General features: G+C 49.7%; 13 protein-coding genes and 1 riboswitch. Of the genes, 1 reads left to right on the top strand and 12 read right to left on the bottom strand.

The window, feature by feature from the left end; genetic code table 11:
- Positions 1 to 199: 199 nt before the first annotated feature.
- From purD to purM, 4 genes are all read right to left on the bottom strand, one after another.
- Positions 200 to 1,465, bottom strand: coding sequence for a phosphoribosylamine--glycine ligase (gene purD, locus NSQ68_RS04040; protein ID WP_342428039.1), 1,266 nt, complete (start codon positions 1,463 to 1,465; stop codon positions 200 to 202).
- Between the two features lie 71 nt (positions 1,466 to 1,536).
- A complete protein-coding gene (purH, locus tag NSQ68_RS04035; RefSeq protein ID WP_342428038.1) occupies positions 1,537 to 3,084 on the bottom strand; it encodes a bifunctional phosphoribosylaminoimidazolecarboxamide formyltransferase/IMP cyclohydrolase in 1,548 nt (515 codons plus the stop codon).
- Positions 3,085 to 3,214: 130 nt separating this feature from the next.
- Positions 3,215 to 3,829, bottom strand: coding sequence for a phosphoribosylglycinamide formyltransferase (gene purN / locus NSQ68_RS04030; protein WP_342428037.1), 615 nt, complete (start codon positions 3,827 to 3,829; stop codon positions 3,215 to 3,217).
- Positions 3,829 to 4,869: a phosphoribosylformylglycinamidine cyclo-ligase gene (gene purM, locus NSQ68_RS04025; RefSeq protein WP_342428036.1), complete on the bottom strand. Its 1,041-nt coding sequence runs from the start codon at positions 4,867 to 4,869 to the stop codon at positions 3,829 to 3,831. Before purM ends, purN begins: the two co-directional genes overlap by 1 nt.
- Positions 4,870 to 5,118: 249 nt before the next feature.
- Here purM and NSQ68_RS04020 point away from each other — a divergent pair, with 249 nt between their 5' ends.
- Positions 5,119 to 5,271: a hypothetical protein gene (locus NSQ68_RS04020; RefSeq protein ID WP_342428035.1), complete on the top strand. Its 153-nt coding sequence runs from the start codon at positions 5,119 to 5,121 to the stop codon at positions 5,269 to 5,271.
- Positions 5,272 to 5,571: 300 nt separating this feature from the next.
- Here NSQ68_RS04020 and purF read toward each other — a convergent pair whose 3' ends face one another.
- The 8 genes from purF to purE form a co-directional block, all read right to left on the bottom strand.
- Positions 5,572 to 7,053 (bottom strand): amidophosphoribosyltransferase, encoded by a 1,482-nt coding sequence (purF, locus tag NSQ68_RS04015; protein WP_342428034.1) that lies wholly within the window; start codon positions 7,051 to 7,053, stop codon positions 5,572 to 5,574.
- On the bottom strand, positions 7,038 to 9,281 hold the full coding sequence (gene purL, locus NSQ68_RS04010; protein WP_307354037.1) for a phosphoribosylformylglycinamidine synthase subunit PurL: 2,244 nt from the start codon (positions 9,279 to 9,281) through the stop codon (positions 7,038 to 7,040). The genes purF and purL overlap by 16 nt, the downstream gene beginning before the upstream one ends.
- Complete coding sequence (purQ, locus tag NSQ68_RS04005) at positions 9,259 to 9,948, bottom strand: phosphoribosylformylglycinamidine synthase subunit PurQ (protein WP_307354038.1); 690 nt, start codon at positions 9,946 to 9,948, stop codon at positions 9,259 to 9,261. Before purQ ends, purL begins: the two co-directional genes overlap by 23 nt.
- Before the next feature lie 4 nt (positions 9,949 to 9,952).
- Positions 9,953 to 10,198: a phosphoribosylformylglycinamidine synthase subunit PurS gene (gene purS, locus NSQ68_RS04000; protein ID WP_007428837.1), complete on the bottom strand. Its 246-nt coding sequence runs from the start codon at positions 10,196 to 10,198 to the stop codon at positions 9,953 to 9,955.
- A gap of 58 nt (positions 10,199 to 10,256) precedes the next feature.
- A complete protein-coding gene (locus tag NSQ68_RS03995) occupies positions 10,257 to 11,138 on the bottom strand; it encodes a phosphoribosylaminoimidazolesuccinocarboxamide synthase (RefSeq protein ID WP_342428033.1) in 882 nt (293 codons plus the stop codon).
- A 689-nt stretch (positions 11,139 to 11,827) separates the two neighbouring features.
- A complete protein-coding gene (purB, locus tag NSQ68_RS03990; RefSeq protein WP_342428032.1) occupies positions 11,828 to 13,126 on the bottom strand; it encodes an adenylosuccinate lyase in 1,299 nt (432 codons plus the stop codon).
- A 2-nt stretch (positions 13,127 to 13,128) separates the two neighbouring features.
- Entirely contained in the window at positions 13,129 to 14,304 is a 1,176-nt protein-coding gene (gene purK / locus NSQ68_RS03985; protein WP_342428031.1) for a 5-(carboxyamino)imidazole ribonucleotide synthase, read from the bottom strand.
- Positions 14,301 to 14,786 carry a 5-(carboxyamino)imidazole ribonucleotide mutase gene (gene purE, locus NSQ68_RS03980; protein WP_342428030.1) on the bottom strand — a complete coding sequence of 162 codons (486 nt, stop codon included), beginning with the start codon at positions 14,784 to 14,786 and terminating at the stop codon, positions 14,301 to 14,303. The genes purK and purE overlap by 4 nt, the downstream gene beginning before the upstream one ends.
- Before the next feature lie 148 nt (positions 14,787 to 14,934).
- Positions 14,935 to 15,036, bottom strand: a riboswitch (purine riboswitch).
- Between the last annotated feature and the right edge of the window lie 142 nt (positions 15,037 to 15,178).

The following is a 15,178-nucleotide window of genomic DNA, read 5'->3' as shown; positions in this document are numbered from 1 at the left end:
ATTCTACAGTCACTTACAGTTCACTTCCTTTGTATAAATAAATATCATACGCTTCAATTAATTTGAAAGTTTCGTTGAACTGCCCTTTAGCTTAATTAGGCATCATGAGTCTAATACTTTATTTTTCAGTCCACTACTTTATTTTCTTTGAACAAAAAGAGAACCTCCACAGAGGTCCTCTTTTTCCTATATGTTGCTGTTACAGCAATGCTTTTGCCGCAATATCCGTACGGTTTTGTTTACCTTCAAAGGTAATACGATCCGCCTGTTCGTAAGCTTTGTCACGTGCCTCGGCAATGTCACGCCCCAAGCCAACCACGCCTAGTACGCGTCCTCCGTTCGTTATCCACTCACCCTGTTCGTTGATGCCCGTTCCAGCATGGAACACAATAGCTTCGTCTATCTGTTCCAATCCGTGGATAGGGACGCCTTTGGCGTAAGCTGCAGGATAACCTCCGGATGCCAGCACCACGCACACCGCCGCTTCATCCTTCCACTTGATCTCCACCTGATCCAGTGTGCCATTTACAGCAGCGAGAAAAATATCGAGCAGATCGGATTTCAAACGAGGCAGAACCACTTGAGTTTCCGGATCACCGAAACGTGCATTAAACTCAATGGTCTTCGGCTTGCCGTCTGGTGAAATCATCAATCCGGCAAATAATACACCTCGGAACGGGCACCCTTCAGCAACCATGGCCTTGGCCGTCGGCTTAATAATCGTCTCAATAGCTTCCTCAATAATGGTATTGGCTATGTGAGGCAACGGAGAATACGTACCCATGCCACCTGTATTCGGTCCTTTGTCACCATCAAAAATGGGCTTGTGGTCTTGCGCCGCGGCCATCGGACGAACCGTTTCACCGTCGACAAAGGAGAGAATCGACATTTCCTGACCAGCCAGAAACTCCTCAATCACGACTTGTGCCCCGGCTTCACCAAACACCTTGGCCACCATAATGTCAGAGAGAGCCTTTTCCGCTTCCTCCATCGAGTAAGCGACCGTTACCCCTTTGCCTGCCGCCAGTCCGTCTGCCTTAATGACGACCGGGATCGGTTGCTCCTTCAAGTATGCATGTGCTTCCTCGTAAGTATAAAACTTGCGATAGGTTGCTGTTGGAATATGATATTTATGGAGCAAATCCTTCATAAAGATTTTGCTACCTTCAATTTCTGCTGCATTTTTACGCGGTCCGAATACGGGAATGCCTTTCGCTTCAAAAGCATCCACAATGCCATCTGCCAGCGGATCATCGGGGCCAACCACGACAAGTCCGACCTTTTTGGATTCCGCCAGTTCTGTCAGCGCGTCAAAGTCGCTCACCGGAATCGGCACACACTCCGCTAACTGTCCGATACCAGCATTGCCTGGTGCGCAATAGATTTGTCCGGCCTTGGGGCTTTTCTTCAGCGCCCACACAATTGCATGTTCGCGGCCGCCCCCTCCGATAACCAAAATATCCATTCAGGTGATTCCTCCCGCTCCCATTAAGATTGTTCAGGTGAAAATGCTGCTGCATCCTCAACTCATACAAGTTAGTGCTTGAAATGACGTACGCCTGTAAAGACCATGGCAATGCCGTATTCGTTAGCAACCTTAATGGACTCTTCATCTTTGATGGAGCCGCCGGGCTGAATAACTGCCGTGATGCCTGCTTTAGCTGCCAACTCCAACGTATCGCCCATCGGGAAAAATGCATCGGATGCCAGTACGGCACCTTTTGCTTTGTCACCGGCCTGCTCGATAGCAATCTTGGCCGCACCGACACGGTTCATTTGTCCTGCGCCTACGCCAATGGTCATATTATCTGCCGCCAGTACGATGGCGTTGGATTTTACATGCTTAACCACTTTCCAGCTAAACAAAAGCTGTTTCAGTTCTTCCTCGGATGGTGCCCGCTCCGTTGCAACTGTAAGTGCATCTGAGTCTACAGCGTGAATGTCATTTTGCTGAACGACCATGCCGCCTTCAATGGAAGTTACGACGAAACGGCTCTCTGCCTGTTCAGACCGGGAAAGCTCACCCAGATCAAGCAAACGAATATTTTTCTTTTTCGTTAAAATCTCCAATGCTTCTTTCGTAAAGCCCGGTGCCAGTACAATTTCCAAAAAGATTTCACTCAGCTTATTTGCTGTATCACCGTCAATAATCCGGTTAGCCGCTACGATGCCGCCAAAAATCGAAGTTGGATCAGCTGCATACGCCTTGCTGTACGCTTCATAAATACTGCCGCCAATTCCCACACCACAAGGATTCATATGCTTAACTGCTACTACTGTAGGTTCGCTGAATTCTTTGACAATTTGCAAAGCTGCATTAGCATCATTGATGTTATTGTAAGACAGCTCTTTGCCGTGAAGTTGTTTCGCTGTTGTCAGTGTACCCTTTGCCGCCAATGGCTCACGGTAAAATGCCGCCTGCTGGTGCGGATTTTCGCCATAACGCAAATCCTGAATTTTTTCATAGGTTACAGTGTAACGTTCAGGCAACGGCTCACCTGTCACATTCGACAAATAATCGGATATCACAGCGTCGTATGACGCCGTATGACGGAACACTTTTGCGGCCAAACGCTTACGGGTATTCAGCTCCGTATCGCCATCCTTACGGATTTCCTCCAGCACTGTGCTATAGTCATCAGCATCGACTACCACACTGACAAAAGCATGATTTTTTGCCGCAGAACGCAGCATCGTTGGACCGCCGATGTCGATATTTTCAATCGCGTCCTCATAAGTTACACCGGGTTTGGCAATCGTTTCCGCAAAAGGATACAGATTCACAACGACCAGATCTATATAACCCAATCCAAGTTCTTTCATCTGACGCTGATGCTCTTCATTATCCCGAACAGCCAGCAAGCCGCTGTGTACCGCAGGGTGGAGTGTTTTAACACGTCCATCCATAATTTCAGGAAAACCCGTTACCTCGGAAATGCCGATGACGGGAATGCCCTCCTTCGACAACAAGCTGCTCGTTCCCCCTGTCGAAACGATCTCCACACCCAATTTGGACAACTCGCGGCAAAATTCCACGATCCCTCGCTTATCCGATACGCTGACGAGCGCTCTTTTAATACTCACCCTGTCTCCTCCTTTAGCTCTTTCAGAATTTCGCAAAATTCTCTTTTATCATTTTATTTCCCGAGAAATATCGGAAAATGCCTGCACAGCATCCTTGATATGACAATGATATGACAAATTACAATCATTCTTAGAGAAGTGAAATCACTTTGCGACCATTTAATTGGATTTTTCCTTGGGCTAATTTCCCAACTACTTCTGGATATAGCTGACGTTCCACGGATTGAATGACTGCGGATAAGGATTCCGCTGTATCATGGTCGCTAACCTCCACGACACGCTGGGCAATAATAGCTCCCGTATCCATGCCCCCGTCCACAAAATGAACGGTGACGCCACTTACCTTGACCCCATAGGTCAATGCCTTTCCAACAGCATCTTTCCCTGGAAATGCCGGAAGTAGTGACGGATGAATATTAATAATTTTTCCTGCGTAGGCATCGACCATGACGCTGGATAGCAAACGCATGTAGCCAGCTAACACGATGAGATCAATTGATTTCTGCTCCAGTAAAGTCACCAGTTCACGCTCATAGTCTTCTCTGGAAGGATATTCCTTGGGTCGAAAAGTATGGCACGCAATTCCAGCTTTCTGTGCTCTAGCTACGGCAGGAGCCGCAGGCTTGTCACAGATGAGCAATTCTACCGTGGCGCCGCCCAGTTCTCCTCGCGCAGCCGCATCCACCAATGATTGAAAATTCGTCCCTTCGCCTGATGCAAAAACAGCAATCCGGTACTCGTTCATTACACCTCGGCTCCCGTAAAGGTCACTATAGAACTGCCTTCCGTTACTTTTCCGATCACATACGCAGCTTCACCCTGTTCCTTCAGAACTTCCAGTGCAGTCTGTGCATGCTCTTCTCCTACAACAATTACCATGCCAATTCCCATATTAAAGGTTGTGAACATGTCTTTGTTGGAGATTGCGCCTTTTTCCTGCATGAGCTGGAAGATTGGCAAAATCGGCCAAGTGCCGTATTCAATATCCACATTGACGTGATCCGGTAACACTCTAGGGATATTTTCAATAAAACCGCCACCTGTGATATGCGCCATGCCTTTTACGTTTACCTTGTCCAGCAATGCCAAAACGGATTTCACGTAAATTTTCGTTGGCTCCAGCAGTACATCGCCCAGTTTGCCGTTCAAGCCTTCGATTTCATCATGCAAATCATAGCCCTGCTGTTCTAATAACAGTTTGCGAACCAGTGAGAAGCCGTTACTGTGAACTCCGCTGGAGGCCAATCCGATAACAGTATCTCCAGGGGCAATAGAGCTGCCGTTGATGATTTTGCTTTTATCTACAATCCCTACCGTGAATCCGGCAATATCATATTCACCCTCGCTGTACATCCCTGGCATTTCTGCGGTTTCACCGCCAACCAGCGCACAACCCGATTGTTGGCAACCCTCTGCGATTCCAGCGACTATTGCCTCGATTTTTTCGGGCACAACCTTGTCACAAGCGAGGTAATCTAGAAAAAAGAGTGGCTCCGCGCCCCCGACGACAATATCGTTTACACACATCGCAACCGCGTCAATACCAATGGTGTCATGACGATCCATTGCGAAAGCAAGCTTCAGCTTCGTGCCGACACCATCGGTACCGGAAACGAGTACAGGCTCCTCGTACTTATCCTTATTCAGGCCGAACAACGCACCGAATCCGCCCAAGTCCGTCAGCACTTCGGGACGGAAGGTACGTTTAACGTGCTTTTTCATCCGTTCTACTGCTTCATTACCGGCAGCGATATCTACCCCTGCGTTTTTGTATGCTTCGGACATTCATGAACACTCCTTCAAATGATTGACCCTCCTAAGTCCTCCCTAGCAGGGAGGACTTAGGAGGCTGCTCCCCCTGGACCCCTCAAGAGTCGGTCAGATGTGTAAGGTTGGGTGCTGCTTGGTGGTTGATTCGTGCAGTGAGTCGCGTGCTTTCCTTTGTGAATTGCGGATCAATCCCGCAATTCACAAAGACACGCTTTAGTGCGTGGCCGCCTTGACAGAAGGCGGCGGAGGCACGTCCCGGGCTGTTTGCTTTGCAAAGGCGGGGACGTGCCGGGCAAAGAAGTGAGCGGCGCCAACAAGCGGCTTACTTCTTTGCCCTTTGAGGCAGGCAGCTTCACCCTGCCTGCTATTGAGCTTCGCTTCGCTGGCTCACGGGCGGTTCTACAGGCCGCCCGTTAAAAACTCATGGCATGAAATAATTATGCCATGAGTTTTTAACTGCCTTACCTGTCCTCTTCCTCATAGGGAACAGAAGAGAGACAGGCACTGCTGCAAAATGCTGCACACCTGAGGAACGCAGCGGGTGGAAAGATTCTGGAGAAGCGAAGCGTTCGCCTTTGCCGCTGGATTCCAACCCTCTAAGGGGTTATTCCAATCCAGGAATCCAGCGGCAACAGCGATCGGAAGAACCTTCCACACGCGGAGTGGCTCTCTCAGAACCACCACCACTTGCTCATACACCTCTTTTGTTCCCTTTTCTCAACAACTACATCCGAACTTTTCTTCACCTTTGAAATCTACCTGAGTCGGGTAATCATTATCGAAACAGGCTAGGCACAAGCCGCCTTTGTAATCCTGTTCGTTATATCCGCCTACAGCGGCAATCAAACCCTCGGCGCTCATAAAGTAAAGCGAATCGGCGTTAATTTCCTCACGAATTTCCTCGACGGTTTTGGATGAAGCAATCAGTTCCCGGCGATCCGGCGTGTCAATACCGTAGAAGCACGGGTTTTTGAAAGGCGGCGAGGTAATACGTACATGTACCTCCAACGCTCCCGCATCACGCAGCATATTCACGATTCGACGGGATGTAGTGCCCCGGACGATAGAATCGTCGATCATAATGACTCGTTTACCTTCAACAACACGGCGTACAGCGCTCAGCTTCATTTTCACACCCTGCTCGCGTAGCTCCTGACTCGGCTGAATGAAGGTACGTCCAGTGTATTTATTTTTAATCATGCCCAGCTCATAAGGAATACCTGTCTGCTCTGCATAACCAATCGCAGCCGAAATACTGGAATCCGGCACTCCTGTCACCAGATCCGCATCGACAAAAGCTTCCAACGCCATCTGGCTACCCATTCTTTTGCGTGCAGCATGAAGATTAGAACCATTCAAGTCACTGTCAGGACGAGCAAAATAAATATACTCCATCGCACATAGCGCTTTACGCTGCTTATCTTCCGTATAACGGTCTTCGTGCAGTCCGTTTTTATCCAGCACCAGCAGTTCACCCGGCTCGATATCGCGCAGCAGTTCTGCACCAATCGTTTCCAGGGCACAAGACTCGGATGCGAACAGATAAGCATCTCCCAGTCTGCCCATTGTGATTGGACGCAGACCATTGGGGTCGGAAGCCACAAGCAGCTTGTCGTTGGTCATAATGAGAAAAGCAAATCCGCCGACAATACGCTTCAATGCATCCTTCGCGGCCTCCACTAAATCCTTGGATGATCGTGCGATCAAATGCGCCACTACTTCGGTATCGCTGGTCGTTTGAAAAATAGACCCGCCCTGCTCCAGCTCATGCCGGATTTGCAAAGCATTCACGATATTCCCGTTCGTCGCTACTGCCAAATCGCCATCACGATACTTGAACACCAAAGGCTGTGCATTCGTTAGCTTGCTGTCTCCACTTGTCGAGTAGCGCACATGTCCTATGGCAATATCGCCTGTCAGCGAAGCCATCAAATCTTTATTGAATACTTCTTTTACAAGACCCATTCCACGATGATAATGGAACTCGTCGCCACTGCTCACACAGATGCCTGCACTTTCCTCCCCGCGATGCTGGAGGGCATGCAATCCGTAATATGCTAGAGAAGCGGCATCGGAGTGTCTATACACTCCAAACACGCCGCATTCCTCTTTTAATTTATCAAACAGCCCCTCTTTACCAGAGCCTTCATTATAATAATCTCCAGTCCACAACGTCCGTGCTGTTATTTCATCAGACATGGAATGACATCCTCCCAGATTTGCTTCAAACTGGCGACTGCCTCGTTCAAAGCGGGTTGTCCGTTCACCTCAACTGTCAATTGTGATCCTTCAACTTTTCCTAATACGGTAACTGGAACTTCCAGACCGCGCAGATGTGCTTCCAGAGCAGACGCTTTATCCGGCGATGCAGATAACAAAATACGGGATTGACTTTCGCTGAACAAAGCATGGTCAGGACGCAAGCTCGTTTCTACGTTGACCTGTGCTCCCAATCCTCCGCTAATCCCGGATTCCGCAAGCGCTACAGCCAATCCGCCCTCTGCTAGGTCATGCGCGGATTGTACCAATCCGGCCTGAATCGCTCCCAGTACCGCAGTCAGCAGTTTTTTCTCTACGTTCAAATCCAACTCAGGCGGGCGTCCCTCGGATATACCGTGTATGACAGCTTGGAACTCACTGCCTCCCAGCTCGGCCTTCGTTTCCCCCACCAAGAAAATCACATCACCCTCGGCTTTGAAGCCTTGTGTTGTTATATGATCCGTATCATGTACCAGACCTACCATACCGACAACAGGCGTCGGATAGATGGAGCCTTTGGTATTTTCGTTGTACAAGCTGACATTACCCCCGATAACAGGTGTATCCAGTACACGGCAAGCTTCAGCCATACCGTCTACGGCTTTTTCCATTTGCCAGAAAATATCCGGCTTTTCAGGGTTACCGAAGTTCAGGTTATCTGTAATCGCCAAAGGCTCGCCGCCAGAGCATACAATGTTACGCGCTGCTTCGCTGACTGCAATCCGTCCGCCTACCTCTGGGTCAAGGTATACATAACGTCCGTTACAATCTGTCGTCATGGCAAGTCCCTTACGAGTTCCGCGCACAGTCACTATAGCTGCATCCGATCCCGGACGAACGGCTGTACTCGTACGAACCATGTAGTCATACTGCTCGTATACCCATTTCTTACTGGCTACACTTGGTGAAGACAGCACCTTTTTCAACGCACCGTTCAAATCTGTCACTTCTGCATAACGAAGTGTGTCAATGGCAGCATTTTGCTCATAATAAGCAGGGACTTCGGAAGGCTTGTCATAAATCGGGCATTCATCAACCAGCGCCGTCACTGGCATATCTCCGACCACTTCATTGTGATGGAACAAACGCAAACGACCGTCATCCGTCACTTTACCGACCTTGGCACAAATAACGCCCCAGCGCTCGAAAATTTCCAGTGCCTGTGCTTCATCCTTAGGCTCTACTACGAACAGCATCCGTTCTTGTGATTCGGACAGCATCATTTCATAAGGGGTCATACCCTCTTCACGCTGCGGTACCTGATCCAGATACAGCTCCAGGCCGTTGCCAGCCTTACTCGCCATCTCCGCGCTGGAGCAGGTAAGTCCTGCGGCACCCATATCCTGAATACCCAGCACAATACCGCTGTCGATCAGTTCCAGACATGATTCCATAACCAGCTTCTCCATAAAAGGATCGCCTACTTGAACCGCAGTCCGGTTCGCTTCAGATTCTTCTGTCAGCTCAACCGATGCGAATGTCGCTCCGTGAATCCCATCACGACCTGTCGGTGGGCCCACATAGAACACCGGGTTACCGACCCCTTTAGCAACACCACGCTGGATTTTATCATGGTCAATCAGTCCGACACACATTGCATTAACGAGCGGATTGCCTTCGTAGCTTTCATCAAATACAACCTCGCCACCTACAGTCGGAATACCGATACAGTTCCCGTAGCCCGCAATACCAGATACCACATGCTCGAACAAATATTTCACACGGTCGCTCTCCAGCTTACCAAAACGCAGAGAGTTCAACACCGCAACAGGCCTTGCGCCCATGGAGAAAATATCACGGATGATACCGCCTACCCCAGTCGCTGCTCCTTGAAAAGGCTCCACAGCCGACGGATGGTTGTGGCTTTCGATTTTAAATACAACCGCTTGGTTATCACCGATATCTACAATGCCTGCACCCTCACCGGGTCCCATCAGCACTCGTGGACCGCTCGTTGGAAAACGACGCAATAACGGCTTGGAGTTTTTGTAAGCACAATGCTCTGACCACATGACACTGAATACACCAATCTCCGTATAATTCGGCTGACGTCCCATGAATTCACAGATCAACGCATATTCGCTATCCGACACACCCATCTGCTGGTACAGTTTATGCTCGGCAACCTGCTCTGCCGTTGGTTCCTTAGCGGACACTTGCTGCGCCATGTCGATCCCTCCAAGCGTTCAAAATAGATGTAAACATACGTTTGCCGTCATCCGTTCCGAGCAATGCGTCCACCGCGCGTTCAGGGTGAGGCATCATGCCCAGCACGTTTCCTTGTTCATTACAAATCCCTGCGATATCCGTCATGGAACCGTTTGGATTATCTTTATACGTAAATACGATCTGGTTATTCGCCTGCAAGCGAGCCAGCGTCTCATTATCACAGTAATAGTTGCCTTCGCCGTGGGCGATCGGAATGACGATCTTTTCACCAGCGGCGTAATCTTTAGTAAAAGGTGTTTGGTTATTCGCAACCTGCAACACCGTATCCCGGCATAGGAATTTCATCGACAGATTACGGCGTAAAGCCCCTGGCAGCAGCCCAGCTTCGGTCAGAATTTGAAAACCGTTGCAAATCCCCAAAATATATTTGCCCTCGGCAGCCGCTTTGGCTACTTCCTTCATCACCGGTGCAAACCGGGAAATCGCACCGCAGCGTAGATAATCCCCGTAAGAGAAGCCGCCAGGAACAAGAATACAATCATAAGACGACAGATCCGTCGCAGTATGCCATACATAATCGACAGGTTCACCGACCGTGTCCTCTATCGCCTTATAGCAGTCAATATCACAGTTGGAGCCCGGAAAAACCAGAACTGCAAATTTCATGGAATTAGCCCTCCAGTTCGTAGCGGTAGTCTTCAATGACCGTGTTGGCCAACAGCTTTTCACACATCTCGATGACGCGCTTTTCAGCACTCTCGCGGTCTGTTGTATCCAGATTCAGTTCCATATACTTGCCAATTCTGACGCTGTCCACTTCTCCGAAACCCATAGAATGCAGTGCGCCTTGCACCGCAACCCCCTGCGGGTCCAAAACGCTTTGCTTAATCGTGACATAGACTGTTGCTTTCATCATGTTCCTTCAGTTCCTCCTCCGAATGAGTGAATCCTATTGGTTGAATTATGATTACTATTTACTGTGCCGTCAGACGCCGCCAAATATCCGTATATCTTGCAGTTGTTTCTTTTACGACCTCAGCCGGCAACGGATCGGGCTTGCTATTCTTGTCCCAACCGGATGATGCCAAATAACTTCGTACCGGCTCCTTGTCCATGCTGTCAATCTCAACATCCAGCTCATACTTTTCCTGTGCCCAGAATCGGGATGAGTCCGGAGTGAAAATTTCGTCAATCAAAATAACCTTCCCGTTAACAAGACCAAACTCAAACTTGCAATCGGCTAAAATAATCCCCCGCTTCTCGCAGAAAGCACGTGCAAATTCGTACAACGCCAAACTCTTTTCCTCAAGCTCACCTGTTAGTTCAACCCCGACCAGTTCTTTCATTTGGTGAAGGGAAATGTCCTCGTCGTGTCCAACATCATTTTTTGCAGCCGGTGTAAATAAAGGCTTGGGAAAACGTTCATTTTTACGCAGCCCCTCTGGCAATGGAATGCCATTCACCTCACCGTTTTGTTCATACTGACGCCAACCGCCTCCGGTAATATATCCGCGCACCACACACTCAATGTCAATGCGTTCAGCCTTCAGCGTGACCATGATCCGGTCCTTCAGCAACTCTTTATTCTGTTCGTCGATCACATGCCCGAGCTTGTTCACATCAGTGTGCACGACATGGTTTTCCAACAAGTCTTTCGTCTGCTCAAACCAGAAAGCGCTGAGCTTATTCAGCACATTCCCCTTTTCGGGCACGGGTGGATCTAGCACATAATCAAAAGCCGAAATTCGGTCTGTCACGACAATCAGAAAATGCTCTCCGAGATCATACAGTTCACGCACCTTGCCTTTGTACAAGAGCGGCGCATGGATCAGACCTTCGGCAGTAGACAATGACATTTCATTACACCTCTTTCATATAAGTTGCCCCTCCTAAATCCTCCCCTCAGGGAGAACCCCCAGGGCTGCTGCCCTCGGGACTCCCGCAAGAGTTGGCTTGGTGAGCTCGATGAGGGCGTTTATTATGTGACTGGAGTGGTGTGAGCGCGTTTCGCTGGATGAAGGCTTGTTCGCACAAGCTTTCATCCAGCGACGCTTTTACGTTGGTACAAAACAACGTTTTTACGTGCATGACGCCGTAATACCATTCGGCCCGTGGCCGTGCAGCGAGCATTCCGGCTTCGCCTAGTTGTGCGCATGTGCTACACTGCGCACGGATATGGTGGCTCAAGGCTTTGCATCTTGAGCCTGCGCGTGCTCGTGAGGGCCACTGGCTGTTTGCTACGCATTTGGCAGCCCTCACGAGCACGTTGCTTTGCGATAGAAAGGCAGTGAAACACGCTTTTCTATCGCTCTTGGGGTGGTGCGGCATCTTATGCGCCGCACCTTCCCTAGTTCTGCTCCCACACGAAGGTTGGTGCTGGAAGCAGCGGAGCGGACGGAACCGTTCTGGAGAAGCGTTAGCGCTTGCCTTTGCCCCTGGATTCCGACCCTTATCTGTCTTATACAATCACAGGAATCCATGGGCAACAGCAATCGGAAGAATGATCCGTTCGCGCAGCGACCTCCCCAAGCGCCAACCTTCCCTCCTATTCCCCTAATCCCAGCTTTTTGAAGATCGTATCCACGTTCTTCAGATGCCAGGCTGGGTTAAAAGCATCCTCGATTTCATCTGCGTTGAGCACGGCAGTAATTTCCGGGGTCGCCTCAACGATATCGCGGAACTGGCGTTGCTCTTCCCATGCCTGCATGGCACGTGGCTGCACGGTATCGTAAGCTTTTTCACGACTAAAGCCCTTGTCGATCAGCTTCGTCATAATACGACCGGAGAACGGTACGCCGTACGTACGCGCCATATTGCGCTTCATATTTTCAGGGAAGACCGTCAGATTTTTCACGATATTGCCAAAACGGTTCAGCATGTAGTTCAACAGCATCGTGGCATCTGGCAGAATAATGCGTTCTACGGAAGAATGCGAAATATCGCGTTCATGCCATAGAGTTACGTTCTCATACGCCGATACCATATGCCCACGAATCACACGTGCCAGACCGGAGATGTTTTCACTTCCGATCGGATTGCGTTTATGCGGCATCGCGGAAGACCCTTTTTGACCCTTGGCAAAGGCTTCCTCCACCTCACGGAATTCACTCTTTTGCAGAGCACGGACTTCTGTAGCAAATTTGTCCAACGATGTGGCAATCAACGCTAATGTTGCCATGTATTCGGCATGGCGGTCGCGCTGCAGCGTCTGTGTAGAAATCGGGGCAGGCTTGGTGCCCAGCTTACGGCATACGAATTCTTCCACAGCCGGGTCGATGTTGGCGTATGTTCCGACTGCACCGGACATTTTACCGTATTGTACCTGGTCAGCAGCATAGCGGAAACGTTCCAGATTGCGCTTCATTTCCTCGTACCACAGGCCCATCTTCAGTCCAAATGTGGTCGGCTCAGCATGCACTCCATGTGTACGTCCCATCATTGGTGTATGCTTGTAAGCCAATGCCTTTTCCTTCAAAATTTCAATAAAATTCAAGATATCGCGTTCCAGGATTTCATTCGCCTGCTTTAACAGGTAGCCCAGTGCCGTATCAACTACGTCTGTAGAGGTTAGACCGTAATGTACCCATTTGCGCTCATCTCCAAGACTTTCGGACACCGTGCGAGTAAAAGCAATGACATCATGTCTTGTCTCCTGCTCAATTTCATAGATCCGTTCAATATCAAAACTTGCATTCTTACGCAGAGCCACAGTATCCTCTTTTGGAATAACCCCTAATTCCGCCCAAGCTTCACAGGCACACAGCTCTACTTCCAGCCACGCTTTAAATTTATTTTCTTCCGTCCAAATCGCTCTCATTTCCGGTCTGCTATAGCGTTCGATCATGACTATTTATTCCCCCAAATATTGGTTTGTCCAATCCATTCCAGCGCTTGTTCCGCATCCTGGCACAATAGATTAATATGTCCCATCTTTCGGCCTGGCTTGGCTTCACTTTTTCCATACAAATGCAGCTTGGGTACAACATCCAACCTTTCAGCTTCAACATCCGATTGCACAAACCGCCGAACCACGTCCTCCAAATGCTCACCTAGCACATTGACCATCACGACGGAAGTCAGCAGCTTCGTGCTGCCCAAGGGTAAACCGCAAATCGCACGTATGTGCTGCTCGAATTGCGACGTGGCGCATCCCTCCATCGTGTAATGACCGGAGTTATGCGGTCGCGGTGCCAACTCATTAACGTACAACCGTCCGTCTTCGGTGACAAACATCTCCACAGCGAGCAGTCCCACCGCACCCAGCGACTCTGCCACAGCCAGCGCCAACTTGCGTGCTTCCTCCTGAACAGGTTCTGGCACGCGCGCAGGTACAATCGACGTGTGCAAAATGTTGTTTACGTGAATGTTTTCCGCAGGTGGAAAAGCTTTAGCTTCACCGTTCGTGCTGCGAGCTACAATCACCGAGATTTCGCAGCGAAAACGGATGAACTGTTCCAATACCAGTTCCGCACCGCCTCCTGCCAATTGTTCGTAAGCAGCTAAGGCTTCCTCCGGTTGGCGAATGACCACTTGTCCCTTGCCATCATAACCACCGACTGCTGTCTTGAGCACACACGGTACACCCAGTTCAGCTACCGCTTGGACCATATCCGCAGGACTACTGATTTCACGATACGGAGCGACAGGGACACCAGCAGCTTCAATAGAACGCTTTTCACGAAGACGATGCTGTGTTGTGTACAAAAGACTGCTGCCTTGCGGCACGCTGGATTCCTGTTCCAAAAGTGCAGCCACACCTGCGTCCACATTTTCAAACTCATACGTGATCACATCGCACCGACCAGCCAACTCTCTGGCCGCATGCTCATCATCATAGGCAGCACGGATTTGTTCTGACACCTGTCCACACGGGCTATCCGGTGCAGGGTCCAGCGTCACAAAGCGATATCCTAGGTTTGTCCCTGCTAGCACAAGCATTCTGCCTAGCTGTCCGCCTCCTAGAAGTCCAATCGTTGTACCTGGAGGACGGATGCGACCTGCAGATTCACATGCCCCATTCATAGTGAGTCACTGCCTTCCAGCACCTCATCACGGATACGGTCACGTCTTGCCACAACCCGCTGACTTATCTTTTCGTCAAAAGCGCCTAATATTTGTGCGGCCAGCAGCCCTGCATTCGTAGCGCCTGCCTTACCGATTGCCACAGTGGCAACCGGAATACCACCCGGCATCTGCACAATGGAGAGCAGGGAGTCTAGACCATTCAGAGCCTTCGACTGGACAGGCACACCAATGACTGGCAAGGATGTCTTCGCAGCCACCATCCCTGGCAAATGCGCTGCCCCACCCGCTCCAGCAATAATGACCTTTAGTCCACGTTCGGCGGCCTCTTCTGCAAAACGAAACATTAAATCCGGTGTACGATGGGCTGAAACTACCTTTTTCTCATATCCGATTTCAAGCTCGTCCAGCACAGCACATGCATGCTGCATGGTGTCCCAGTCTGATGTGCTGCCCATAATGACAGCGACCTGCACTGACATGTCCTTCACTCCCTGTTTATCAATAAGCGCCAAAAATCCGGCACTCGAAAATAACGTTATTTTCAAGACACCGGACTACGAAAAAACAAACGACAGAGCCTCTTAAAGGCATGCCAAAAGCAAGCCTCTTCCACCGCATGCAATGCGGCTTCAGCCGTATGTCTCCCGTAGTCCGGAAATTTAAGGTCTCCAGGTAGAAACTTCCGGGCCATATCCCCGGCATTATACGAGTTAGCATTGTGCCTATTCCATACCCGACGATATTCTTTACAAGTATGATCGCGGTTTGTTTCGGCTCAAACATGTGTACCTTATTAAATTGTACCTAAAGTTCATTTTTTATCGACAATACACTTCCTAGTTTAACAATTCCCTACACCTTATGTCAACTT

The sequence above is a fragment of the Paenibacillus sp. FSL L8-0158 genome (genome assembly GCF_038592965.1).
In the GTDB taxonomy this organism is placed as follows: Bacteria; Bacillota; Bacilli; order Paenibacillales; family Paenibacillaceae; genus Paenibacillus; species Paenibacillus polymyxa_D.
Note: the sequence above shows the minus strand (reverse complement) of the source record. Positions and strands in the feature narration are given on the sequence as shown.

Excerpts from the sequence above, each read along its gene's own strand:
- purF (WP_342428034.1), bottom strand. The coding sequence starts at position 7,053 with ATGTCTGATGAAATAACAGCACGGACGTTGTGGACTGGAGATTATTAT.
- purK (WP_342428031.1), bottom strand. The coding sequence starts at position 14,304 with ATGAATGGGGCATGTGAATCTGCAGGTCGCATCCGTCCTCCAGGTACA.
- purD (WP_342428039.1), bottom strand. The coding sequence starts at position 1,465 with ATGGATATTTTGGTTATCGGAGGGGGCGGCCGCGAACATGCAATTGTG.
- purM (WP_342428036.1), bottom strand. The coding sequence starts at position 4,869 with ATGTCCGAAGCATACAAAAACGCAGGGGTAGATATCGCTGCCGGTAAT.
- purS (WP_007428837.1), bottom strand. The coding sequence starts at position 10,198 with ATGATGAAAGCAACAGTCTATGTCACGATTAAGCAAAGCGTTTTGGAC.
- purE (WP_342428030.1), bottom strand. The coding sequence starts at position 14,786 with ATGTCAGTGCAGGTCGCTGTCATTATGGGCAGCACATCAGACTGGGAC.
- purQ (WP_307354038.1), bottom strand. The coding sequence starts at position 9,948 with ATGAAATTTGCAGTTCTGGTTTTTCCGGGCTCCAACTGTGATATTGAC.
- NSQ68_RS03995 (WP_342428033.1), bottom strand. The coding sequence starts at position 11,138 with ATGTCATTGTCTACTGCCGAAGGTCTGATCCATGCGCCGCTCTTGTAC.
- purN (WP_342428037.1), bottom strand. The coding sequence starts at position 3,829 with ATGAACGAGTACCGGATTGCTGTTTTTGCATCAGGCGAAGGGACGAAT.
- purL (WP_307354037.1), bottom strand. The coding sequence starts at position 9,281 with ATGGCGCAGCAAGTGTCCGCTAAGGAACCAACGGCAGAGCAGGTTGCC.
- purB (WP_342428032.1), bottom strand. The coding sequence starts at position 13,126 with ATGATCGAACGCTATAGCAGACCGGAAATGAGAGCGATTTGGACGGAA.